Origin of the sequence: Streptococcus oralis (assembly GCF_001075675.1) — a bacterium.
Taxonomy (GTDB): domain Bacteria; phylum Bacillota; class Bacilli; order Lactobacillales; family Streptococcaceae; genus Streptococcus; species Streptococcus oralis_V.
On the sequence record NZ_JUNW01000034.1, the window covers coordinates 19781 to 43349 of the forward strand.

General features: G+C 42.7%; 20 protein-coding genes and 1 riboswitch. Of the genes, 10 read left to right on the forward strand and 10 right to left on the reverse strand.

Annotated elements, in window-relative coordinates; all coding sequences use genetic code 11:
* Positions 1-197: 197 nt before the first annotated feature.
* The gene (locus ADM50_RS04825) at positions 198-443 is read right to left on the reverse strand and encodes a hypothetical protein (protein WP_000084865.1); all 246 of its coding nucleotides are present in this window, start codon (positions 441-443) and stop codon (positions 198-200) included.
* A 553-nt stretch (positions 444-996) separates the two neighbouring features.
* Positions 997-2688, reverse strand: coding sequence for an arginine--tRNA ligase (gene argS / locus ADM50_RS04830; RefSeq protein ID WP_049484714.1), 1692 nt, complete (start codon positions 2686-2688; stop codon positions 997-999).
* Positions 2689-2842: 154 nt separating this feature from the next.
* Here argS and argR point away from each other — a divergent pair, with 154 nt between their 5' ends.
* Positions 2843-3289 carry an arginine repressor gene (gene argR, locus ADM50_RS04835; protein ID WP_001231483.1) on the forward strand — a complete coding sequence of 149 codons (447 nt, stop codon included), beginning with the start codon at positions 2843-2845 and terminating at the stop codon, positions 3287-3289.
* Between the two features lie 50 nt (positions 3290-3339).
* A complete protein-coding gene (gene mutS, locus ADM50_RS04840; protein WP_000179918.1) occupies positions 3340-5874 on the forward strand; it encodes a DNA mismatch repair protein MutS in 2535 nt (844 codons plus the stop codon).
* A gap of 42 nt (positions 5875-5916) precedes the next feature.
* On the opposite strand, the gene ADM50_RS04845 is transcribed toward mutS, so the two are convergent.
* Together ADM50_RS04845 and ADM50_RS04850 are read right to left on the reverse strand one after the other, a co-directional pair.
* Positions 5917-6375 (reverse strand): DUF3021 domain-containing protein, encoded by a 459-nt coding sequence (locus ADM50_RS04845; RefSeq protein ID WP_000743976.1) that lies wholly within the window; start codon positions 6373-6375, stop codon positions 5917-5919.
* Complete coding sequence (locus ADM50_RS04850; RefSeq protein ID WP_000687692.1) at positions 6372-6812, reverse strand: LytTR family DNA-binding domain-containing protein; 441 nt, start codon at positions 6810-6812, stop codon at positions 6372-6374. The genes ADM50_RS04845 and ADM50_RS04850 overlap by 4 nt, the downstream gene beginning before the upstream one ends.
* A 208-nt stretch (positions 6813-7020) precedes the next feature.
* On the opposite strand from ADM50_RS04850, the gene mutL reads away from it, so the two are divergent.
* Positions 7021-8970 carry a DNA mismatch repair endonuclease MutL gene (gene mutL, locus ADM50_RS04855; protein WP_049484715.1) on the forward strand — a complete coding sequence of 650 codons (1950 nt, stop codon included), beginning with the start codon at positions 7021-7023 and terminating at the stop codon, positions 8968-8970.
* 150 nt (positions 8971-9120) lie between these two features.
* On the opposite strand, the gene ADM50_RS04860 is transcribed toward mutL, so the two are convergent.
* Positions 9121-9618: a helix-turn-helix domain-containing protein gene (locus ADM50_RS04860; protein ID WP_049484716.1), complete on the reverse strand. Its 498-nt coding sequence runs from the start codon at positions 9616-9618 to the stop codon at positions 9121-9123.
* 172 nt (positions 9619-9790) lie between these two features.
* On the opposite strand from ADM50_RS04860, the gene ADM50_RS04865 reads away from it, so the two are divergent.
* From ADM50_RS04865 to ADM50_RS04880, 4 genes are read left to right on the forward strand one after another with little or no spacing between them, the layout of a single operon-like run.
* Positions 9791-11023 (forward strand): MFS transporter, encoded by a 1233-nt coding sequence (locus ADM50_RS04865; RefSeq protein WP_049484717.1) that lies wholly within the window; start codon positions 9791-9793, stop codon positions 11021-11023.
* 12 nt (positions 11024-11035) lie between these two features.
* Positions 11036-11629 (forward strand): Holliday junction branch migration protein RuvA, encoded by a 594-nt coding sequence (gene ruvA / locus ADM50_RS04870; protein WP_049484718.1) that lies wholly within the window; start codon positions 11036-11038, stop codon positions 11627-11629.
* On the forward strand, positions 11629-12198 hold the full coding sequence (locus ADM50_RS04875; protein ID WP_049484719.1) for a hypothetical protein: 570 nt from the start codon (positions 11629-11631) through the stop codon (positions 12196-12198). The genes ruvA and ADM50_RS04875 overlap by 1 nt, the downstream gene beginning before the upstream one ends.
* Position 12199: 1 nt before the next feature.
* A complete protein-coding gene (locus ADM50_RS04880) occupies positions 12200-12763 on the forward strand; it encodes a DNA-3-methyladenine glycosylase I (RefSeq protein WP_049484720.1) in 564 nt (187 codons plus the stop codon).
* Between the two features lie 82 nt (positions 12764-12845).
* Here ADM50_RS04880 and ADM50_RS04885 read toward each other — a convergent pair whose 3' ends face one another.
* From ADM50_RS04885 to ADM50_RS04905, 5 genes are all read right to left on the reverse strand, one after another.
* Positions 12846-13109, reverse strand: coding sequence for a SemiSWEET family transporter (locus ADM50_RS04885; RefSeq protein ID WP_000166113.1), 264 nt, complete (start codon positions 13107-13109; stop codon positions 12846-12848).
* Positions 13110-13214: 105 nt separating this feature from the next.
* On the reverse strand, positions 13215-14249 hold the full coding sequence (locus ADM50_RS04890) for a S66 family peptidase (protein WP_049484721.1): 1035 nt from the start codon (positions 14247-14249) through the stop codon (positions 13215-13217).
* 172 nt (positions 14250-14421) lie between these two features.
* A complete protein-coding gene (locus ADM50_RS04895) occupies positions 14422-14769 on the reverse strand; it encodes a TfoX/Sxy family protein (protein WP_049484722.1) in 348 nt (115 codons plus the stop codon).
* A 15-nt stretch (positions 14770-14784) separates the two neighbouring features.
* Positions 14785-15462, reverse strand: coding sequence for a DUF1129 domain-containing protein (locus ADM50_RS04900; protein WP_049484723.1), 678 nt, complete (start codon positions 15460-15462; stop codon positions 14785-14787).
* Between the two features lie 11 nt (positions 15463-15473).
* On the reverse strand, positions 15474-16418 hold the full coding sequence (locus tag ADM50_RS04905; protein ID WP_049484724.1) for a magnesium transporter CorA family protein: 945 nt from the start codon (positions 16416-16418) through the stop codon (positions 15474-15476).
* A gap of 137 nt (positions 16419-16555) precedes the next feature.
* Here ADM50_RS04905 and uvrA point away from each other — a divergent pair, with 137 nt between their 5' ends.
* The 3 genes from uvrA (at position 16556) to mgtA (ending at position 23505) form a co-directional block, all read left to right on the forward strand.
* Positions 16556-19387 carry an excinuclease ABC subunit UvrA gene (uvrA, locus tag ADM50_RS04910; RefSeq protein WP_049484725.1) on the forward strand — a complete coding sequence of 944 codons (2832 nt, stop codon included), beginning with the start codon at positions 16556-16558 and terminating at the stop codon, positions 19385-19387.
* Positions 19380-20441, forward strand: coding sequence for a M24 family metallopeptidase (locus ADM50_RS04915; protein WP_049484726.1), 1062 nt, complete (start codon positions 19380-19382; stop codon positions 20439-20441). The genes uvrA and ADM50_RS04915 overlap by 8 nt, the downstream gene beginning before the upstream one ends.
* Positions 20442-20496: 55 nt before the next feature.
* Positions 20497-20648, forward strand: a riboswitch (M-box (ykoK) riboswitch).
* Between the two features lie 196 nt (positions 20649-20844).
* Positions 20845-23505 carry a magnesium-translocating P-type ATPase gene (mgtA, locus tag ADM50_RS04920; protein WP_049484727.1) on the forward strand — a complete coding sequence of 887 codons (2661 nt, stop codon included), beginning with the start codon at positions 20845-20847 and terminating at the stop codon, positions 23503-23505.
* Positions 23506-23569 lie beyond the last annotated feature (64 nt).

Genomic DNA, 23569 nt, shown 5'->3' on the forward strand with positions numbered 1-23569 from the left:
ATAAACACTCCTATTTTTGAATTTTCAGAATAATCTGAATAGATAGCTACTATTCTACAAAAAAACTTAAAAGAAATGCAAGGCCAGTTTGAAAAAATATAGAAAATTACAGAAAACTTTACATGCGTTAATGAAATTTCTCCAAGGAAAATATGGTAAGCCTAAAAAATCCGAGAAGAAAGCTTCTCGGATTTTGATTATTTCAATTGATCTGTGACGTCTTTTGAGAGCAACATTCCCAGATGGTAAGTTTTATTGATATGTGCAATGACATCATTGATATTTTCAGTCGTGTGAATTTTCTCTTTGATGTCAGACCTAAATGTCTCGTCCTTCAAGAGTTGCTCTTGGTAGAGTCTTTGAAGTCTTTCCTTCTCGTACTTATTGAGCAGAAAAAGGAAAACCAAGCTAAGTACAACGAGGATATAAGCATATTGGCTCATAAGGAATCTCCCAGTGTGATAAAGAAATAGTAAAAGTGAATAAATTATTTCATTGAACAGCTACAAGGCCGAACAAAATATAAATGTTATTTTGCCTCAATCTTTCAGATTGCTTTCAAGTAATCTAAAAGATTAGAACCTAAACTAAATTGATATTATTTGGTTTGGTAAATTAGTGAAGCACCAAGCCAAATCACCATAGTTACGACGTCATGGGTTCTAAATCGATTATATTTAGGGGCCATGACTAGTGAAGCAGTTAGCTAGTCCGCATATAAGCGGCTAGCTTCCTAGTTTGCTCTTTGATTTTCATTGAGTATTAGATTGCTTTACAATAAAGTGATTAAAAGATTACGACATGAGCCTAGCCAAATCGATATTATTTGGTTAGGTGAATTAGTGAAGCGTTTAGGCAACTCGTACTGGTTACGACGTAAAGAAACATAAATCGACAATATTTATGTTTCTTTACTAGTGAAGCTCCTAGCCAAAGTCCAAATAGGATTTGGCGTTAGTTACTTAGATTGCTCCGCAATCAAGTAACTTTGGCGATTTACATCTTCTCCGGCGCTTCTACTCCGAGCAAACGAAGAGCTTCTTTGAGGACGACTGCGGTTGCGTAGCTGAGGGCCAGACGACTGTCGCGCTCAGGACTTTCATCTAGGATACGTGTATGTGCATAATATTTGTTAAATGCTTGAGCCAAACCAATCGCAAATTTCGCAATGATAGAAGGTTCAAAGTTATCTGCTGCACGATTGATAATACGTGGGAAGTCTTGGATGAGCTTGATGATTTCCCAGCTTTCAGCATCATTCAGGCTATAGTTGCTAGCTGTATCTGGTTTGAAATCGGCTTTGCGCAAGATAGATTGGATACGAGCGTAGGCGTATTGAACGTAAGGTCCAGTTTCTCCTTCAAAGGATACCATAGCTTCAAGGTCGAAGTCATATCCATTTGTACGGTCGGTCTTAAGATCATAGAACTTGATAGCCCCAACTCCAACAGCGTGGGCAACCTGGTCTTTATTTTCTAACTCAGGATTTTTCGCTTCGATTTGGGCTTTGGCACGACTAACAGCCTCAGCGATAGTCGGTTCTAGCAAGATGACATTTCCTTTACGAGTAGAGAGTTTTTTCCCTTCTTTTGTTACCAATCCAAACGGAACATGGACAATGTCTTGGCTCCAATCGTAGCCCATCTCTTGTAGTACTGCCTTGAGTTGTTTGAAGTGGGCAGATTGCTCTTGACCAACAACATAGATGGATTTTGCAAATTGGTATTCGTTTTTACGGTAGAGGGCTGCAGCCAAGTCTCGTGTGATATAGAGAGTTGCACCATCAGATTTCTTGATAAGAGCTGGATGTTCAATTCCATATTTCTCAAGATTGACAACTTGAGCCCCTTCTGACTCAACAAGAAGTCCTTTTTCAGCGAGAATGTCTACAACAGCATCCATCTTATCATTGTAGAAGGCTTCTCCGTTGTAGCTGTCAAATTCAACTTGCAATTCATTGTAAAGACGGTTGAATTCCACTAAACTTTCATCACGGAACCATTGCCAGAGAGCGAGGGCTTCCTCATCTCCATTTTCCAGTTTGCGGAACCATTCGCGTGCTTCTTCATCCAAGCTAGGATCTTTTTCAGCTTCAGCATTGATGCGAACGTAGAGTTTAAGAAGTTCATCGATTGGATGTGCTTTAACGGCTTCCTCATTTCCCCATTTCTTGTAGGCAACGATTAACATTCCAAACTGTTTGCCCCAGTCTCCCAAATGGTTGACCTTGACCGTTTGATAGCCGATTTTTTGGAAAATATGTGACAAGCTATCTCCGATAACCGTTGAGCGCAGGTGACCAATAGAGAATGGTTTTGCGATATTGGGACTAGACATATCGATAACGACATTTTCTTGCTTGCCAATGGTTTGGTCAGCATAGTGATCTTTTTCAGTGATAACATCCTGTAATACCTGAGCCGAAATAGCAGATTTATCAAGGAAAAAGTTAACGTAAGGTCCAGTAGCGACAACCTTTTCAAAGGCTTGACTATTGATTTTTTCAGCAATATCTGCTGCAATCATTTGCGGAGCTTTACGCTCGACCTTTGCTAGAGAAAAGGCAGGGAAGGCGATGTCTCCCATTTCTGAGTTTTTAGGTGTTTCCAGTAAATTTAAAATAGCCTCTTGGTCCAGGCTATCAATGACGCTAGCCAACTCGCTAGCAATCAATTCTTTTGTATTCATAAGGGCTCCTTTTGGGCTTTTTTACTATTTTAACACAATTTACTACATTTTTTGAGAAAGAAAAGAATTTTTTTGAATTATCTATTTTTTTTGGTATAATGTAGTTATAAAATAAATGTAAAACTTGTTATAAATATTCACTTAAGAGGATAATATGAGAAAAAGAGAACGGCATCAATTGATTAAAAAGATGATCACCGAAGAAAAACTTGGGACACAAAAAGAGATTCAAGATCGTTTAGAAGCTCGTAATGTTTATGTGACACAAACGACTTTGTCACGTGATTTGCGTGAAATCGGCTTGACCAAGGTTAAGAAAAATGATATGGTGTATTATGTACTAGCAAATGAGACAGATAAGATTGATTTAGTTGAGTTTTTGTCTCATCATTTAGAAGGTGTTGCAAGAGCAGAGTTCACCTTGGTACTTCATACCAAACTTGGGGAAGCTGCAGTCTTAGCAAACATTGTAGATGCAAACAAGGATGAATGGATTTTAGGAACGGTTGCTGGTGCTAATACCTTATTGGTTATTTGTCGAGACCAGCACGTTGCCAAGCTGATGGAAGATCGTTTGCTAGATTTGATGAAAGATAAATAAGGTCTTGGGAGTTGCTCTCAAGACTTATTTTTAGCAAGGAGAGACGGAAAATGGCAACAGAAAAGCTATCACCCGGCATGCAACAGTATGTGGATATTAAGAAACAATACCCAGATGCTTTTTTGCTTTTTCGAATGGGTGATTTTTACGAGTTGTTCTATGAAGATGCAATTAATGCAGCACAGATTTTAGAAATTTCCTTAACGAGTCGGAATAAAAATGCAGAAAATCCGATACCCATGGCGGGTGTCCCCTATCATTCTGCCCAGCAGTATATCGATGTTCTGATTGAACAGGGTTATAAAGTTGCCATTGCAGAACAGATGGAAGATCCCAAACAAGCGGTCGGAGTTGTCAAGCGAGAGGTGGTCCAGGTCATCACACCTGGAACGGTCGTTGATAGCAGTAAGCCAGACAGTCAGAACAATTTCTTGGTTGCTATAGACCGTGATGGCAGTCAGTTTGGTCTGGCTTATATGGATCTGGTGACAGGTGATTTCTATGTGACGGGGCTATTGGATTTCACATTGGTTTGTGGGGAAATTCGCAATCTCAAGGCGCGAGAAGTAGTTCTGGGTTATGACTTGCCTGAGGAAGAAGAACAAATTCTAAGTCGTCAGATGAATCTGGTGATTTCCTATGAGAAAGAAGGTTTTGAGGACATCCATTTATTGGATTCACGACTGGCAGCTGTGGAGCAAGCGGCAGCTAGTAAGCTCCTCCAGTATGTTCATCGGACCCAGATGCGGGAATTGAACCATCTCAAACCAGTTATCCGCTATGAAATCAAAGATTTCTTACAGATGGATTATGCGACCAAGGCTAGTTTGGATTTGGTTGAGAATGCCCGTTCAGGCAAGAAGCAAGGCAGTCTTTTCTGGCTTTTAGATGAAACCAAAACGGCTATGGGTATGCGGCTCTTGCGGTCTTGGATTCATCGTCCCTTGATTGATAAGGAGCGAATCGTCCAGCGGCAAGAGGTGGTGCAGGTCTTTCTTGACCACTTCTTTGAGCGCAGCGATTTAACGGACAGTCTCAAGGGTGTTTATGATATCGAACGCTTGGCTAGTCGGGTTTCTTTTGGCAAGACCAATCCCAAGGATCTCTTACAGTTAGCGACCACCTTATCTAGTGTGCCACGGATTCGAGCGATTTTAGAAGGCCTGGAGCAACCTGCCCTGGCCTATCTTATCAAACAGTTAGATGCCATCCCTGAGTTGGAGAGCTTGATTAGTGCTGCCATTGCTCCTGAAGCTCCTCACGTGATTACGGAAGGTGGCATTATCCGTACGGGATTTGATGAGACATTAGACAAGTACCGTCGTGTGCTCAGAGAAGGGACTAGCTGGATTGCTGAGATTGAGGCTAAGGAGAGAGAAAACTCTGGCATCAGCACGCTCAAGATTGACTACAATAAAAAAGATGGTTACTATTTCCATGTGACCAATTCGCAACTGGGAAATGTTCCAGCCCACTTTTTCCGCAAGGCGACGCTGAAAAACTCGGAACGCTTCGGTACCGAGGAATTAGCTCGGATCGAGGGAGATATGTTGGAGGCGCGAGAGAAGTCAGCCAACCTAGAATATGAAATCTTTATGCGCATCCGTGAAGAAGTCAGCAAGTACATCCAGCGTTTGCAGGCTCTAGCCCAAGGAATTGCAACGGTTGATGTCTTGCAAAGTCTCGCAGTTGTGGCTGAAACCCAGCATTTGATTCGACCTGAGTTTGGAGAGGATTCCCAAATCGCTATCCAGAAAGGACGCCATGCGGTCGTCGAAAAGGTGATGGGGGCTCAGACCTATATTCCCAATACGATTCAGATGGCAGAAGACACCAGCATTCAACTGATTACGGGACCTAACATGAGCGGGAAGTCCACCTATATGCGCCAACTAGCCATGACGGCGGTTATGGCCCAGCTGGGTTCTTATGTTCCTGCTGAGAGTGCCTACTTGCCGATTTTTGATGCTATCTTTACTCGCATTGGGGCAGCGGATGACTTGGTTTCGGGTCAATCAACCTTTATGGTGGAGATGATGGAGGCTAACAATGCCATTTCGCATGCGACCAAGGATTCCTTGATTCTCTTTGATGAATTGGGACGCGGAACTGCAACTTATGACGGGATGGCTCTTGCCCAGTCCATCATCGAATACATTCATGAACATATCGGAGCCAAGACCCTCTTTGCGACCCACTACCATGAGTTGACCAGTCTGGAGTCCAGTTTGGAACACTTGGTTAATGTCCATGTGGCAACCTTGGAGCAGGATGGGCAGGTCACCTTCCTTCACAAGATCGAACCAGGACCAGCTGACAAATCCTATGGTATCCATGTTGCTAAGATTGCTGGCTTACCAGGAGAACTTTTAGCAAGGGCGGATAAGATATTGACTCAACTGGAGAATCAAGGGACGGAAAGTCCTGCGCCAATGAGAGAAACAAGTGCTGTTACTGAACAGATGTCACTCTTTGATACCCCTGAAGAGCATCCTATTCTAGCAGAATTAGCTAAACTGGATGTGTACAATATGACACCGATGCAGGCTATGAATGTCTTAGTTGAGCTCAAACAAAAATTATAAAAAGGACCCCACTCATGTGTTTGTGAGTGGGATTTTTCTCTATTACTTTTTATGAGCCAAGAGTTGATTGATGTGGTCTACTTTTTTTGCTTCTCTTTTATAGAGAATAACCCAGATGATAAGGTAGACGATCGCAAACTCTGGAATGAGCTGGAGATAGAAGGTCCAGTGGAAGGGGAACCAACCAGCCAGAGTCGCTAGTGGGACAAAGCCAGCCAACATGAGGAAGAAATGGGAAAGTGTTGCACGGAGTAAGCTCCAGTCACGGCTGAATAAGCGACTGCCAAAGCTAAAGAGAACGCCGATAGCTGACCAGATGATCATGCAGTAGAGCAAGACCAGGGCACCGTGAATCTGATGTTGAGCCATCGCTTGGCCGATAAGAGACTCGGGGCTTAGTGGGGTATAGGTATTTGGTGCATAAATGAGTGAAAAGAGGATAGAGAGGATGAGGCCGATAAGTACACCAGCGGCTGCATCGTGAAAGATTTGTTTTTTCATAGTTCTAATTTCTCCTTGATGGTTTTTAGGTAACGGCGTGAAGAGTAGGTGAAGCTTTCATTTTTTAAGAAAATTTCAACCAGGCCGTTGGGCGTGAGTTTGAGATGAGAGATAGCGTCAATATTAACGATTTCTGATTGGGAAATTTGGATAAAAGTGGTCGGCAGAATGTCAAGAACTTGATAGAGACGCAAATCAATGGTATAGGTCTGAGATGCAGTTTCTGCTAGAACCTTCCGATTCTCGATATAGAAGCGTTGTATCTTACCAATCTTAACTAGATAGACCTGATCATCAATCTTTCCTTTGATTGTTTCTTTTTGGTCAAGATTTTCTGCGAACTCGATGACTTTCTGGACTTTTTCGGTCGGCTGAGGAGTTTGGACAATCAGCTTTTCCTCCTCGTAAGTCTCATTAATTTGTAGTTCTATTTTCATAAATTTCTCTCCTTTTCAGTTATACAAGGTTGTGATCACTTCCTGTACACCTTTATTAAACACTATTTTACGACCCATGGCAAGAGCTTTTGTCTATGTGGAGAGATTTGGAGTCTATGTGGTATTTGCTTTTTCTGATAGTATCTGAAATATGGTATAATAGCACTAATCAATTTCTAGGAAAATAGATACAGAAAGGGGCTGAAAGATGTCTCATATTATTGAATTGCCAGAGGTGCTGGCAAACCAGATCGCGGCAGGCGAGGTCATTGAACGTCCTGCCAGTGTGGTGAAAGAGTTGGTAGAAAATGCCATTGACGCGGGCTCAAGTCAGATTATCATTGAGATTGAGGAATCAGGTCTCAAGAAGATTCAAATCACTGATAATGGTCATGGAATTGCCCACGATGAGGTGGAATTGGCCCTGCGTCGTCATGCGACCAGTAAGATAAAAAATCAAGCAGACCTCTTTCGGATTCGGACGCTTGGTTTTCGTGGTGAAGCCCTGCCCTCTATCGCTTCTGTCAGCGTCTTGACTCTGTTGACGGCGGTGGATGGTGCGAGTCATGGAACCAAGCTCGTTGCGCGTGGAGGTGAGGTTGAGAAAGTCATACCAGCGACTAGTCCTGTGGGGACCAAAGTTTGTGTGGAGGACCTCTTTTTCAACACACCAGCTCGTCTCAAGTATATGAAGAGCCAGCAAGCGGAGCTGTCTCATATCATTGATATTGTCAACCGTCTGGGCTTGGCCCATCCAGAGATTTCTTTTAGCTTGATTAGTGATGGCAAGGAAATGACGCGGACAGCAGGGACTGGTCAACTGCGTCAAGCCATCGCAGGGATTTACGGTTTGGCGAGTGCTAAGAAGATGATTGCCATTGAGAACTCTGACCTAGATTTCGAAATTTCAGGTTTTGTGTCTTTACCTGAATTAACCCGAGCAAATCGTAACTATATCAGCCTCTTCATCAATGGCCGTTATATCAAGAACTTCTTGCTCAATCGTGCTATTTTGGATGGTTATGGCAGCAAACTCATGGTAGGGCGTTTTCCACTGGCAGTCATTCACATCCATATCGACCCTTATCTGGCTGATGTCAATGTTCATCCAACCAAACAAGAAGTGCGGATTTCTAAGGAAAGAGAGCTGATGGCGCTGGTTTCAGAAGCTATTTCAAATAGTCTCAAGGAACAAGCCTTGATACCTGATGCTTTAGAAAATCTTGCCAAGTCGACCATGCGTAATCGTCAAAAGGTAGAGCAGACCATTCTCCCACTCAAAGAAAATACGCTTTACTATGAAAAAACAGAACTCTCAAAACCTAGTCAAGCTGAGGTGGCCGATCATCAGGTTGAATTAACTGCGGAGGGTAGGGACCTAACCCTGTTTGCTAAGGAAACTTTGGACCAATTGACTAAGCCAGCAAAACTGCATTTTGCAGAGAGAAAGCCTGCTAACTATGACCAATTAGACCATCCAGAGTTAGACTTAGCCAGTCTTGATAAGGCTTATGACAAGCTAGAGCGAGAAGAATCATCCAGCTTCCCAGAGTTGGAGTTTTTCGGACAGATGCACGGGACCTATCTTTTTGCCCAAGGGCGAGATGGACTTTACATCATAGACCAGCACGCGGCTCAGGAAAGGGTTAAGTACGAGGAATACCGCGAAAATATTGGCAATGTTGACCAGAGCCAGCAACAACTCCTAGTGCCCTACATCTTTGAATTCCCAGCAGATGATGTCCTTCGTCTCAAGGAAAGAATGCCTCTCTTAGAGGAAGTGGGTGTCTTTTTAGCAGAGTACGGAGAAAATCAATTTATCCTGCGTGAACATCCTATTTGGATGTCAGAAGAGGAGATTGAGTCTGGTATCTATGAAATGTGTGATATGCTACTCTTGACCAAGGAAGTTTCGATCAAGAAATACCGAGCAGAGCTGGCTATCATGATGTCCTGCAAGCGGTCTATCAAGGCCAACCATCGTATCGATGACCACTCAGCCAGACAGCTCCTTTATCAGCTTTCTCAATGTGACAATCCCTATAACTGTCCACACGGACGTCCCGTTTTGGTGCATTTTACCAAGTCGGATATGGAAAAGATGTTCCGACGTATTCAAGAAAATCATACCAGTCTTCGTGAGTTGGGGAAATATTAAGAACACAAAAAGCCTTTGTTTTTCCAAACAAGGCTTTTTAGCTTTTCTAAGGTGGGAATTTTGAATGGACATGGGCAACTTGACACGAGGTTTACACTTGCTTGACAGGACCAGTCCTATAAAAGTACTGAGAAATATGATTTAATTGATTCAAGATTTCGCAGAATCGTCTTGGTTTGAAGGATTCTCAGGCCCAATTACCTTATCAAGATAACGTTGTTTGGTTTTGAAAGTCTTGTTGATCGCAATTGCTGAAGCGATTAAGAGAACGAAGGTCAGCCAAATCCAGGCGGTGAACTCGGCTGGAAAACTAGAACCGGCTAAAAAGAGATAGATAGCCAGAGCCAAGACGAAAATATAAATCACTTGCCAGAAGCCAAAGGATTTAACTTCTCTATAGTATTTGTCCTTATCTTCCTCCAAAATCACTGCCGTGGAAGATTTTTCAGAGTTTTCATCCAGTAGTAGATAGTCAGTTGTTACTTGGAAAATCTTGCTTAATTCAATGATTTTTTCGATTTCTGGAAGGACTTGTCCAGACTCCCATTTTGAGATGCTTTGCCGAGAAACATTGATTTGTTCTGCTAGCTTTTCCTGGGACCAACCTTTTTCCTTTCGGAGCTCAAATAGTTTTTCTGCGAGTTTCATGATTCTATCCTCCTTTTTCTACCTCTATCCTAACAATTTTTACTTATAATGAGAATACAATCTCTTGTACTATTTGTCAACCAGAGGGTGCACCTTTTGTTGCAGTCTGTCTCGGGGAAATATGATATACTAGGTAAGAAAAAGCGAAGAAATTATGAAAAAGGAATGAAAGATGAAAGAATTTTTTGCCCTCCCCAAGCAAATTCAAATGCGGGAATGGATGAGCTTTGTAGCACGGATTTTAGAGAGTGCCATTACTCCTTTTATGGCCATGTACTATGTTCAATATTTTGGAGCCTTTTGGGCGGGGTTATTGATGATCACAACCAAACTCATTGGTTTTTTAGCTGGACTGTATGGTGGACATTTGGCGGATCTTTGGGGACGTAAGAAAGTCATTGACTGGGGAAACTTTGGTCTTGCTAGTGGCTACTTTCTTGTGCTGCTGGCAAATATGCCTAATCATATTTTTCCCTTTTTGACTTTTGTCGGAATGTTGCTGGCAGAGACCGCAGGAACTTTCTCTTGGCCGGCTATTGATGCGATGATTATTGATTTGACCGACGAGCAAAATCGCCGTTTCGTTTATACGATTAGTTATTGGTTTGTCAATGTATCCGTTATGTTAGGAGCAGGGCTTGCAGGTTTCTTTTACGACCACCATTTTTTTGAGCTGCTTCTGGTTTTGACGGTGATTAGCTTCTTGAATTTTTTCCTCGCTTGGAAATATTTTTCAGAAAGCAAGCCAGCTAATCTGGTCTTTGAGCATGGTAGCAGTCCTTTGGCAACTGTGAAAAATTATGTTTCTGTTTTTCAGGACAAAATTTTCCTACTTTATACGTTAGGGACTGTATTTAATGGTGTTATCTGGTTGCAAATTGACAATTATATACCCGTTCATTTGAAAGAGTCATTCATCGCGAGTAGTGTTTTCGGTATTCATATTTCAGGAGCTAAGATGCTCAGTATCATGGTTTTTATCAATACCCTGATTATTGTTTGCTTCATAACGACTGCCAATCGTTTGACCAAGGAAATGAAGATCATACCGCAGTTTTTATTGGGAAGTATTATCTTTGACTTGGGTATGCTTTTCACCATTGTCTTCAGGAGTTTCTGGGCTCTGTTTTTGCTAGCCATTCTCTATACTATGGGGGAACTCATCTGCATGCCGCCAAGCCAAGTTTTGCGGGCGGAAATGATGAATGAGAATAAGCTCGGAACCTACTCAGGTTTCCTTAATATGGCGCAGCCTTTAGCGTCTATTTTAGCGGGGGCGATGATTTCTATCAGCGCTGCAACAGGTGCTGTAGGTGTTTGGCTCGTTTTTATTGTGTGTGCAGTACTTGGGCTGCTTCTTATCATCAGAGCAGCGCATTTACACGGAATTGCAAATCAATTATAGAAAGTGAAAATAATGTACGAATATTTTAAAGGAATCATCAGTAAAATTACAGCCAAGTACATCGTATTGGAAGTCAACTCTATCGGTTATATCTTGCATGTAGCCAATCCCTATGCCTACTCAGGTCAGGTCAATCAAGAAACTCAGATTTATGTGCACCAAGTTGTCCGTGAGGATGCCCATCTGCTTTACGGCTTTCGCTCAGAAGATGAGAAAAAACTCTTTCTTAGTCTGATTTCGGTTTCGGGGATTGGTCCTGTGTCAGCTTTGGCTATCATTGCAGCTGATGACAATGCTGGCTTGGTTCAAGCCATCGAGACTAAGAACATCACCTACTTGACCAAGTTCCCCAAAATTGGCAAGAAAACAGCCCAACAGATGGTGCTGGACTTGGAAGGCAAGGTAGTCGTGGCTAGTGATGACCTTCCTGCCAAAGTCGCTGTGCAAGCGAGTAATGAAAACCAAGAACTGGAAGAAGCTATGGAAGCCATGTTGGCACTGGGATACAAGGCGACCGAGCTCAAGAAAATCAAGAAATTCTTTGAAGGAACGACGGATACAGCAGAGAACTATATCAAGTCGGCCCTTAAGATGTTGGTAAAATAATGGGAATTGCTCGAATTAATCTAGTTGAAGCAAGAAACAGTAGCAACCATGTCAAGATAAAATTTAAAAATGGGAAGATTGATACACTATGGCTACACTGTACCGTTTTTCCGTTGTTTTGTAATAATTGTCAGCAGAGCCAAACAGGATTATTCTTGCATTGTGGTTCCCGCTATGGTCAAGTTGGCTCATTTCCTTGTGAATTTTGTGGCGCAAGTATTGCTATAGTGGATCATGATAATATAGTAGAAAGTATAAAGGTGAATGATGAACCTTGTTCTTTCGAAAAACTCTACCTCTTAAGTGCAGACTACATTGAATGGTTTGAAGAATGGTATGGTATAACTCTGGCTTCAGAAAGTTTTTTTGAAGGTTGGACTGATTGGATGTCTGTAGACCAGCTTCGAGAACAGATTGAAACATTAACTGGAATAGAAACAAATAGTCAATCAAGGTATCAAACAGATGAGAAATTTAACCCTCTGCCACCAGATATTAATCGTTGGATTAATTTATTGGATAAGTCGAGTATCCCCTTACCTGGCTATGCTTTAAAGATTGGAGAATAATATGACAAAACGCTGTGGTTGGGTTAAAATGAACAACCCTTTATATGTAGCCTATCATGATGAAGAGTGGGGCCAACCTCTTCATGATGACCGCGCTCTTTTTGAATTGCTCTGTATGGAGACTTATCAGGCTGGCCTATCTTGGGAAACAGTGCTTAACAAACGCCAAGCTTTCCGAGAAGTATTTCACAACTACCAAGCCCAATGTGTCGCAGAGATGACGGATGCAGAGTTGGAGGCCTTGTTAGATAATCCAGCCATCATCCGAAACCGTGCCAAACTCTTTGCGACGCGTGCCAACGCCCAAGCATTTTTGCAAGTCCAGAAAACCTACGGCTCTTTTGACGCTTATCTCTGGTCCTTTGTTGATGGGCAAACCATCATCAATGATGTTCCTGACTATCACCTAGCACCTGCTAAAACAACCTTGTCTGAAAAATTAGCCAAAAATCTAAAAAAACGAGGTTTCAAGTTCACAGGTCCAGTCGCCGTTTTAGCTTTTCTACAGGCGGCAGGTCTGATAGATGATCATGAGAATGATTGTGAGTGGAAAAGCGGAAGTTAGTGAGTCCAAGCGTCTAACTATCTGAGAATATAGAAAAAGCTGAGAAATTCCTCTCAGCTTTTTCATTATATGCTAGTAATTTTTATAGTGCAGTAAGAAATGTCAGTCCACCTAAGACAACGCCAGCTGAGTTTGGAATAATTAGTATCCAATCCTTCTTAGGCTCTTTTGTCCATCCGTAAATAACCCAAATTAAACAAGATACTGCTGCGGATAAAGGCTGGAATGGTTGAGCTTTGTTGCCTTGTAAATTGGCAAAAATTTGTGGGATGTAGGCGATAAATACAACAATCCCGATAAAGGCTCCAATTGAACCGACAATTTGATTTATTTTTTGTTTAGTCATATACACCTCCTTTAAAAAGATATCATAGAAATAAGCAAAATGCAATAAATTCAGACACAAATTGTAACGAAAATCAATACCAAAGCACAAAAATGGAGAAATTGTTTATTTTTTGTTATAGTCAAAGCGAATGACTTGCTCCTGTGCATCTACATAGGCGTGAACGCCAAAGGGCACAATGGCTCTTGGTGTGGCGTGCCCAACGTTTAGATTATAGACAATCGGGATATTGCTATCAATGATGTCCATTAGTGCCTCCTTATAGTCGTCATAGAAGGTTTCATCCATAGGTTTCCCGACCAAGAGTCCACTGATGACCTCAAATATCCCAGTTTCTTTCAAAGCCTGCAACATTTTTTTGAAATCATCAGGTTCAGGCTTTTCTTGACTTGTTTCTAGCAATAGAATCTTTCCTTCCCAGTCGGATAAGTCAGGGAAAAGTTTGTATTTTTGGCAGAGGTCTGTGCTATCTGCGTGTAGAGAGTTGTCAAAAATATCATAGAGAGACTCAAGACAACCACCGAGGATTTCTCCCTCAAACTGGGCATTGCCTTGTAACAAGTCAAAACCTGTATTTGCATGGCTGACACGAGGTGTTCCCAAGGCATTGGGACTAAAATCAGTCCGTTCCTCATACCAAAGGTCGCTAGGGCGGATTTCTGAGATTCTCCCAGTCTCGATCAATTCTTTAAAGTAGTGAAGGCTATAAGATAACATCTCCTTGTCTAACTCACAAATGTCCGCTAGAAATGATTGGCCGTAAAAAGTCTTGATTCCTAGTTTGTGTAGCATAAGGTGGTTCATGGTCGTATCCGAGAAACCGAGAAAAATCTTTGGTTTGATAACCTTTTGTAGTTGGTCATTTTCAAAAAGATAAGGTAGCAAGCGATAGGTATCGTTTCCACCAATGGCGCATAGGATCATGTCGATACTATCATCAGAAAAGGCCTGAATCAAATCCTCTGCACGAGCTTCAGGATGTTCTTTGATAAAGTCCAAGCCCTTTAGCGAATGAGGCAAAAAGATAGGGTTGAGTCCGAGGTCCTTGAGACGTTGAATACCCAAGTCCACTTCGTGCTTGACAAAGTCTTCACCCATAGTCCCACTAGATAAACTTATAATACCAATAGTAGAAGTCATATATTATCCTCCTAAAAATAAATTGATTGTGCCTATTTTATCACAAAAGGTGAGAGAAAACTACAATAATGAGACTCAGAAGTGCTATTGAATCTCAAGAAAGCAGGAAAAAAAGCAACCGCCTTTGCAGTTGCTTTTCGTTTTTCTAATCTCTAATCTCACTAGATATGAGTTACTTGGTCAACTCTTGATTATAGGAGAGAGCTAAATCAATCCAGTAAGGCAATTCTTTTTGAGCTTCGATATCTAAGTCTATATAGCCGTGATAAAGGCGTCCCCTCATCAATGTAGTATGAGCTCCTGTTCGGGGTAGAACTTGCTTTTCTATTTCTTTGCCAATTCTGACCATAACCAGTTCGTCCTTTCTGGAACTGACTGTAAGGACCATTTTCCCACGAATCATAAAGGCAAGGCCACCAAACAGTTTCTTTTCTTCTAGCTCTTCTTCGAAAATTTGGGGAGGAAGTTTGAGTGCTAGAATTTTTCGAATCTGCTGAGCTAAAGATTGACTATATGCCATAGCTTTTCACTTCTCTTAATAACGTGATGGGCCTGCGCTTGCGCTTCGGATGTTAAAACGTTTCTTGAGATAGAAGCGAAGGGCGAGAAGGGCTGCTCCTAGGACAGCCAAAGGCAATGGAGCAAGGACTGGATTGAGGTTGGCTGGTAGGAAGCTTGTTGCAAAGAAGACAACCAACCAAAGGACCATAGAGGCCAGGATAACGAGGATTGATTTCCAGAAAGGAGGGCGCTGGCTACGATCTGTGTCTGGTCCATAGTACTGGTAGACAAAGTAGTACATCAAGTAGAAGGCAAGTCCTCCTACAAGTCCAACCAACAAGAGGGTAATCAACCCATAGCCAATAGCCTGATCTGTAGAGAAGAAGGTAGTTAGAGCGCTAACCAATGCAAAGAGACTGGTGATAAAAAGGGCTGAGTCCATAATCATGAGTTTTGGATCATCATTTTCTTTTGGATGCTCTTTTTCATATTGCTCTTTGACAGTGAAGCTATGAGCCCAGTGGGTTGGAGCCCCGTAGAGGGAACGTGCAGTCGTTCCTTTGGCTTGCTCTTCAAGGATTTTAGGAATGACTTCCTCAAAAACAGCCTTGATTTCAGCATCTGTTTTGCCATCTTTGATAAATTGCTGGGTAGCAATATGGATAAACTCTTGGTTTTTCTTAGTTAATTTTTGTAAATCAATCTGAGACATAGGAATTCCTCTTAGAACCATTTTTTATGGATGAGATAGAGAGTGAGTGAAACACTCATAGCAAAGGCGATAAAGACGATTAACCAGAAGGCATGAGGTTCACCGTTTAGAGGGATTTCATTATCCTTAAAGTTCATCCCGTAGGCTGAGAAGATCATGGTTGGGATAGACATGACGATGGTCACGAGAGCCAGGGTCTTCATGATGTTGTTCTGGTTGTTGGAAATGATAGAGGCAAAGGTCTCTGTCATAGAGTGAAGGACGTTTCCATAGATATCTGCCATCTCAATGGCCTGTTGAGTTTCAATCAGAGTGTCTTCGAGTAGGTCTTCGTCTTCTAGGTATTTCTTGATATTGCTAGTTGCGCTGGTTAATTTCTTAATCACGCGCTCATTTGTCTTGAGGGAGGCTTTGAAATAGACGATGGTCTTTTCCAATTCCATGAGCTCGATCAGTTCTTCGTTTCGAGTAGACTTGTGAAGTTGACTTTCGATTTGTTCACTCTTACGGTCGATCGAACGAAGGGCCGTAAGGTAAAGTTCGGCGTTGCGGTAGAGAATCTGGAAGATAAAGCGTGAACGCATGAAGGTGTAGAAGTTGCGCAGTCTACGGTTGATAAAGACATCAAGAACTGGGAGAGGTTCCAAGCAGGTGGTGATAATGGTTTCCTCGGTGATGATAATCCCCAGCGGAATCGTAACGTAGTAGGTACGATTGTTTCTTTCCTCTGTGATGGGAACGTCCACGATGATCAAAGTATACTCATCTTCGATGGTAATACGGGACATTTCTTCCGCATCGAGCGGTGCTCGAAGGTCGGCAATGTCAATGTCGAAGGCGTTAGCGATTTCCAACGATTCATTTTGTGTAGGATTGACGAGGTTGATCCAAGTACCCGGTTCAAGCGTGTCGATCTCTTTAAATTCAGTTGTTGTTGAGAGAAAAACTTGTTTCATATCCCCTATCCTTTCCTACTATTTCAGTGATTCATTTTTTGCACCGTACTATTATACTATAAAAACAGCTTTTTGGGTAATAGAATTTCACATTTTTTGGTATAATGGAAAGCAATAATGGACTAGAAAGAACAAAGATGCAAGATAAAATTGTGATTCATGGGGCACGTGCCCATAACTTAAAAAATATTGATGTGGAGATTCCGCGAGACAAGCTGGTTGTTGTGACTGGTTTGTCAGGGTCTGGGAAATCCAGCCTGGCCTTTGATACCCTCTATGCTGAGGGGCAACGCCGCTATGTAGAGAGCTTGTCAGCTTACGCTCGTCAGTTCTTGGGCAATATGGAAAAACCAGATGTGGATGCCATTGATGGTCTCAGCCCAGCTATTTCCATCGACCAAAAAACGACTAGCAAAAACCCGCGCTCGACCGTCGGGACAACTACTGAAATCAATGACTATCTGCGTCTCCTCTACGCACGTGTGGGGACGCCTTACTGTATCAACGGACATGGGGCTATCAAGGCTTCTTCTGTAGAGCAAATCGTGGATAAGGTCTTAGAATTGCCAGAACGCCAACGCTTGCAGATTTTGGCCCCTGTCATCCGCAAGAAAAAAGGACAACACAAGAGCGTCATTGAAAAGATTCAGAAAGATGGCTATGTTCGTGTCCGAGTGGATGGGGAAGTCTATGATGTGACCGAAGTTCCAGAGCTGTCTAAGAGCAAGCAACATGATATCGATGTCGTGGTTGACCGTATTGTCATCAAGGAGGGTATTCGTAGCCGTCTCTTTGACTCCGTTGAGGCGGCCCTTCGTATCGCAGAAGGCTATGTGATTATCGACACTATGGACGATTCGGAGTTGCTCTTTTCTGAGCATTATGCCTGTCCAGTTTGTGGCTTTACTGTTCCAGAGTTAGAGCCACGTCTCTTCTCCTTTAATGCTCCTTTTGGCTCATGCAGTGAGTGTGACGGTTTGGGCATCAAGCTGGAGGTGGATGTTGACTTGGTGGTTCCTGATACCAGCAAAACTTTGCGTGAGGGAGCCTTGGCACCTTGGAATCCTATCTCATCCAACTACTATCCAAACATGCTAGAGCAGGCCATGACAGCCTTTGGAGTAGATATGGATAAGCCTTTTGAAGACTTGTCAGAAGAAGATAAGAACTTGATTCTCTACGGCTCGGATGGCAAGGAATTCCATTTCCACTATGAAAATGAATTTGGCGGTGTGCGTGATATCGACATTCCTTTTGAAGGAGTTGTCAATAATATCAAGCGCCGTTACCATGAGACTAACAGTGACTACACGCGCACCCAGATGCGCCTCTACATGAATGAGCTAACCTGCGGAACTTGTCACGGCTATCGTCTCAATGACCAGGCCTTGTCTGTCCGTGTGGGTGGTGAGCAAGGGCCACATATCGGTGAAATCTCAGACCTGTCTATCGCAGACCACTTGGAGTTGGTGAGTCAGTTGACCTTGTCTGAAAATGAAGCGATTATCGCCCGTCCCATTCTCAAGGAAATCAAGGATCGATTGACCTTCCTCAATAACGTAGGTCTTAACTATCTGACCCTGTCACGTTCGGCAGGAACCCTATCAGGTGGAGAGAGTCAGCGTATTCGCTTGGCAACCCAGATTGGTTCCAACCTCTCAGGAGTTCTCTATATACTTGATGAGCCGTCGATTGGTCTTCACCAGAGGGATAATGACCGCCTGATTGCCAGTCTGAAAAAGATGCGTGACTTGGGCAATACTCTCATCGTGGTGGAACACGACGAAGATACCATGCGCGAGGCGGATTATCTGATTGATGTTGGTCCGGGTGCTGGTGTTTTTGGTGGAGAGATTGTCGCTGCAGGAACGCCCAAGCAGGTGGCTCGCAACAGCAAGTCTATCACAGGCCAGTACTTATCAGGAAAGCGAGCGATTCCAGTACCAGAAGAGCGCCGTGCCGGAAATGGTCGTTTTATCGAAGTGACAGGTGCGCGTGAGAACAACTTGCAAAATATCACTGCTCGCTTCCCATTAGGAAAATTCATTGCGGTGACAGGTGTGTCAGGTTCAGGGAAATCGACCTTGATCAACAGCATCCTCAAAAAAGCCATTGCTCAAAAACTCAACCGCAATTCAGACAAACCTGGTAAGTTTAAAACGATTACAGGGATTGAGCATGTCGATCGTCTGATTGATATTGACCAGAGCCCCATTGGACGAACGCCGAGGTCCAACCCAGCTACCTATACGGGAGTTTTTGACGATATACGAGACCTCTTTGCTCAGACAAATGAAGCTAAGATTCGAGGCTACAAGAAGGGCCGTTTCAGTTTCAATGTCAAGGGTGGTCGTTGCGAAGCCTGCTCAGGTGACGGGATTATCAAGATCGAGATGCACTTCTTGCCAGATGTTTACGTGGCTTGTGAAGTCTGCCATGGGACTCGCTATAACAGTGAAACCCTAGAAGTCCACTATAAGGAAAAGAATATCTCGCAGGTCTTGGACATGACCGTCAACGATGCGGTGGAATTCTTCCAACACATTCCCAAGATTCAACGCAAACTTCAGACCATCAAGGATGTGGGGCTGGGCTATGTAACGCTAGGGCAACCGGCTACCACCCTTTCTGGGGGAGAAGCCCAGCGTATGAAGTTAGCTAGTGAGCTCCACAAACGCTCGACAGGAAAATCCTTCTACATTCTGGATGAGCCGACGACAGGGCTTCATACCGAGGATATCGCTCGCTTGCTCAAGGTTTTAGCTCGCTTCGTCGACGATGGCAATACTGTCCTCGTCATTGAGCACAATCTGGATGTCATCAAGACGGCAGACCATATCATCGATTTGGGACCTGAGGGCGGTGTCGGTGGTGGAACCATCATTGCAACAGGAACTCCAGAAGAAGTAGCGGCCAATGAAGCCAGCTACACAGGACACTATTTGAAAGGAAAGTTACATCATGAATAAACGTGTGCAAGCATTTCTCGCTAAAATGCAAGAAAAAGAACTAGATGGTATCATCATCAACAACCTTAAAAACGTCTATTATTTGACTGGTTTTTGGGGTTCAAATGGAACAGTCTTTATCAGCCGTGACCGTCAGGTTTTGGTGACAGACTCTCGCTATATCATTGCAGCTAAGCAAGAAGTAACAGGTTTTGAAATTGTGGCTGATCGCGATGAATTGGCTGTTATTGCAGGCATCGTTAAGGATATGGGCTTGTCTCGCGTCGGTTTTGAGGACGAGATTTCGGTCTCTTATTACCACCGTATGCAGGCGGCTTTTTCAGGAATTGATTTGCTTCCACAGACTCAGTTTGTTGAAGCACTTCGTATGATTAAGGATGAGAAAGAGATTGCGACTATTCGTAAGGCATGTTCTATCTCAGACCAAGCTTTCCGTGATGCGCTTGACTTTATCAAACCAGGAAAAACTGAGATCGAAATTGCCAACTTCCTTGATTTCCGCATGCGTGAGCTAGGAGCGGCAGGCTTGTCTTTTGATACCATTTTAGCAAGTGGTATCAACTCTTCTAAACCTCATGCCCACCCAATGCACAAGCCAGTAGAACTAGGTGAAGCTATTACCATGGACTTCGGTTGTCTTTATGACCATTATGTGAGTGATATGACTCGTACTATTTACCTAGGCCATGTCAGCGACGAACAAGCAGAAATTTACAATACCGTTTTGAAGGCCAACCAAGCTCTGATTGACCAAGCTAAGGATGGCTTAGGTTTCCGCGACTTTGACAAAATCCCTCGTGATATTATCATCGAGGCAGGCTATGGCGACTACTTTACTCACGGTATTGGACATGGTATCGGACTGGATATCCACGAAGAACCTTACTTTAGCCAAACTTCCAAAGAAGTCATTAAATCTGGTATGGTCTTGACTGATGAACCAGGTATTTATATTGAAGGAAAATACGGCGTTCGTATTGAAGATGATATCTTAATTACAGATAACGGTTGCGAATTGTTGACTCTAGCGCCGAAGGAATTAATTGTTATTTAAGAAAATTAAGATAAATTATTGACTTTTATATTTTAAAGGTTTATACTGATAGACGAAAACGGTAGGTGAGGCTACCATAGGGATACGGATGACTACCGCAAAGCAGTGGAGACACTACTCGTTGGTCAACAGTCCTGGTCGCGAAGGCCAAGACTAAGCTCATTACATCGCCCTATGGAGTTAAAGCTTGAACGAAAAAACAGATAATTAGTTTTTTAATCCTGCCATTTTTATGGTAGGATTTTCTGCTGTTTTAAGAAAAAGAAAGGAGAAAAACGATGCAAATTGACGATCATCCAGAACCGCACATACACAACCAATCGCTGATTTGTGTCGTTCTGCCCTTATAAAGTGATTGGTCTCTGTGTATGAAACACATCATTCATACAGATAGGAGAAACCAATGAAAACTACAAAAGAAAGAGTAGCAGCAGCTATTCATACACCCTTAAACGAAACTCTATCTTTTTACAAGACAAGTCTAACAGGCTTGACTGAGGAGCAGGTGGAGAAAAATCGTGACTTATATGGCGAAAACACCATCACCAAGGGTCAAGAAGACAGTATCCTCAAAAAGATTTACGAATCTATTATCAATCCATTTACAATCATTCTGCTGGTCATCGCTATGATCTCCATGGTGACCAATGTCTGGTTGGCGAAACCTGGACAAGAAGATCCGACGACCTCTATCATCATCGTCGTTCTCGTTCTAATCTCTGGTGGCATACGCTTTGTCCAAGAATTGCGGAGTGACAAGGCTGCGACCAATCTATCAAAAATGATTGTGAACACTGCCACAGTTATTCGCGAAGGCCAGAGTTTAGAGGTCGCAATTGAAGATTTGGTCGTTGGAGATATAGTCAAGTTAAGTGCTGGGGATATGATACCAGCAGATCTCCTTTTAATTGAATCACGTGATTTCTTTGTCCAACAGTCTGGTTTGACAGGTGAAAGTGACTCGGTTGAAAAACTGGCCTTGTCAAAAATGAGTCAGTCAGACTTTGATAGTCTACTAGAAGCAGAAGCGCTCGCCTTTATGGGAACCAACGTGATATCAGGAAGTGCCAAGGCTTTGATTCTAGCGGTCGGTGATGATACCATGATGGGAGAAATCGAGCAGACCCTCAATACCTATGACGAACCGACCTCTTTTGAACGGGAGATGAACAGCATCTCTTGGCTCTTGATCCGTTTGATGTTAGTCATGGTTCCCATCGTGTTTCTCTCCAATGGCTTGACAGATGGCGACTGGCTGGAAGCAGGTGTGTTTGCACTGAGTGTTGGTGTTGGATTGACACCTGAGATGCTTCCTATGATCATCACGGCTAGTCTAGCAAAAGGCTCCATTATCATGGCCAAGGAAAAAGTCGTCATCAAAAAACTCAATGCCATACAAGACCTAGGTGCTATTGATATCCTATGCACCGATAAAACCGGAACCCTTACCCAAGACGAAATTGTCCTTGAATATCCTTTGGATATACATGGAGATTTGGATTTGTCTGTGTTGAGACGGGCCTACCTCAATTCCTATTTTCAAACGGGATTGAAAAACTTGATGGACCGTGCCATTATCAGTAGAACTGAAAAAGAAGCTAAAGAACACGCTATTCTACAAAATTTGGATACTAGCTTCCAAAAAATAGACGAATTGCCCTTTGATTTTGAACGCAGACGGATGAGTGTCATCGTCAAGGATGAGAACGAAGTTGTTAGTTTGGTAACCAAGGGTGCTCTAGAGGAAATGCTTGCGATTTCAACCCATGTGGAATATCACGGTCAGATTAGCCCTCTGACGGATGATATCCGAGTGGAAATCTTAAAAGAAGTAGATCAACTTAATCAGCAAGGCTTGCGAGTCTTGGGAGTTGCCTATAAAACAGGCCTAAAAGAAGGTTTTGCTTACTCCGTTGAAGATGAAAAAGAGATGATTCTAACAGGTTATCTTGCCTTTCTAGATCCACCAAAACCATCTGCAGCACCTGCTATCCAAGCTTTGTTAGAACACGGTGTTCAAACAAAGATTTTGACGGGAGACAATGAAAAGGTAACCCAAGCAGTTTGCGAAAAAGTTGGTCTAGACGTTGATCAAATCTTGTTGGGTTCTGATATTGACGCCATGACGGACGAAGAGTTGGCTCAAGCAGTTGAGAAGGTGACTGTCTTTGCCAAACTCTCTCCGGATCAAAAAGCACGAATCATTTTACAAATCAAATCGAATGGACATTGTGTCGGCTATATGGGAGATGGAATCAACGATGCCCCTTCTATGAAAGTGGCAGATGTGGGGATTTCTGTTGATACAGCAGTAGATATTGCCAAAGAAACGGCTGATGTCATTTTGCTAGATAAGGATTTGATGGTGCTTGAAAAAGGTCTGGTTGAAGGACGCAAAGTCTATGCCAACATGACCAAATATATCAAGATGACGGTCAGCTCTAATTTCGGGAATATTCTGTCACTCTTAGTGTCTGGTATCTTTTTACCTTTCCTCCCTATGGCTCCGATTCACTTGATTGTGTTAAACCTCGTCTACGACCTTTCTTGCATTGCCTTGCCATTTGATAATGTAGATGAAGACTTTTTGAAGCATCCCCATAAGTGGGAAGCCAAGTCTATTACTCGTTTTATGATTTGGATGGGTCCGATTTCTTCTGCCTTTGATATTTTGACCTTTATCTTACTCTATTTTGTCATTGTTCCAATGGCGACAGGTCAAGCTTATGCTCACGGAGCAGAGGCTGCAACGGGCTTTATCATCTTGTTCCAGACAGGTTGGTTCATTGAATCCATGTGGTCCCAAACCATGGTTATCCATATGCTTCGTTCAGCAAAACTTCCTTTCTTACAAAGTCGTCCATCATGGTTTGTTCTTGGAACAACCTTGCTAGCAGCTAGTTTTGTGACCTTCCTTCCCTACTCTTCAATTGCTAGCCTGCTTCATTTAACCCCTTTGGAACCAATTTATTTCCTCTTTTTGCTTTTGATTATCGTTCTCTATATGATAAGTGTTACAGTTGTGAAACGATTGTATATCAAAAAATTTAAAAGTTGGTTATAAATTGATTTTGTCAAGAAAAAAGTACGAAAATCGCGAAAAAAGTTAATTTTTTTTAAAAATAGGT

Excerpts from the sequence above, each read along its gene's own strand:
- ruvA (WP_049484718.1), top strand. The coding sequence starts at position 11,036 with ATGTACGAATATTTTAAAGGAATCATCAGTAAAATTACAGCCAAGTAC.
- ADM50_RS04900 (WP_049484723.1), bottom strand. The coding sequence starts at position 15,462 with ATGTCTCAGATTGATTTACAAAAATTAACTAAGAAAAACCAAGAGTTT.
- ADM50_RS04895 (WP_049484722.1), bottom strand. The coding sequence starts at position 14,769 with ATGGCATATAGTCAATCTTTAGCTCAGCAGATTCGAAAAATTCTAGCA.
- ADM50_RS04865 (WP_049484717.1), top strand. The coding sequence starts at position 9,791 with ATGAAAGAATTTTTTGCCCTCCCCAAGCAAATTCAAATGCGGGAATGG.
- ADM50_RS04905 (WP_049484724.1), bottom strand. The coding sequence starts at position 16,418 with ATGAAACAAGTTTTTCTCTCAACAACAACTGAATTTAAAGAGATCGAC.
- ADM50_RS04885 (WP_000166113.1), bottom strand. The coding sequence starts at position 13,109 with ATGACTAAACAAAAAATAAATCAAATTGTCGGTTCAATTGGAGCCTTT.
- ADM50_RS04860 (WP_049484716.1), bottom strand. The coding sequence starts at position 9,618 with ATGAAACTCGCAGAAAAACTATTTGAGCTCCGAAAGGAAAAAGGTTGG.
- uvrA (WP_049484725.1), top strand. The coding sequence starts at position 16,556 with ATGCAAGATAAAATTGTGATTCATGGGGCACGTGCCCATAACTTAAAA.
- mgtA (WP_049484727.1), top strand. The coding sequence starts at position 20,845 with ATGAAAACTACAAAAGAAAGAGTAGCAGCAGCTATTCATACACCCTTA.
- ADM50_RS04825 (WP_000084865.1), bottom strand. The coding sequence starts at position 443 with ATGAGCCAATATGCTTATATCCTCGTTGTACTTAGCTTGGTTTTCCTT.
- ADM50_RS04875 (WP_049484719.1), top strand. The coding sequence starts at position 11,629 with ATGGGAATTGCTCGAATTAATCTAGTTGAAGCAAGAAACAGTAGCAAC.
- ADM50_RS04890 (WP_049484721.1), bottom strand. The coding sequence starts at position 14,249 with ATGACTTCTACTATTGGTATTATAAGTTTATCTAGTGGGACTATGGGT.
- ADM50_RS04880 (WP_049484720.1), top strand. The coding sequence starts at position 12,200 with ATGACAAAACGCTGTGGTTGGGTTAAAATGAACAACCCTTTATATGTA.
- argR (WP_001231483.1), top strand. The coding sequence starts at position 2,843 with ATGAGAAAAAGAGAACGGCATCAATTGATTAAAAAGATGATCACCGAA.
- ADM50_RS04845 (WP_000743976.1), bottom strand. The coding sequence starts at position 6,375 with ATGAAAAAACAAATCTTTCACGATGCAGCCGCTGGTGTACTTATCGGC.
- ADM50_RS04850 (WP_000687692.1), bottom strand. The coding sequence starts at position 6,812 with ATGAAAATAGAACTACAAATTAATGAGACTTACGAGGAGGAAAAGCTG.
- mutS (WP_000179918.1), top strand. The coding sequence starts at position 3,340 with ATGGCAACAGAAAAGCTATCACCCGGCATGCAACAGTATGTGGATATT.
- mutL (WP_049484715.1), top strand. The coding sequence starts at position 7,021 with ATGTCTCATATTATTGAATTGCCAGAGGTGCTGGCAAACCAGATCGCG.
- ADM50_RS04915 (WP_049484726.1), top strand. The coding sequence starts at position 19,380 with ATGAATAAACGTGTGCAAGCATTTCTCGCTAAAATGCAAGAAAAAGAA.
- argS (WP_049484714.1), bottom strand. The coding sequence starts at position 2,688 with ATGAATACAAAAGAATTGATTGCTAGCGAGTTGGCTAGCGTCATTGAT.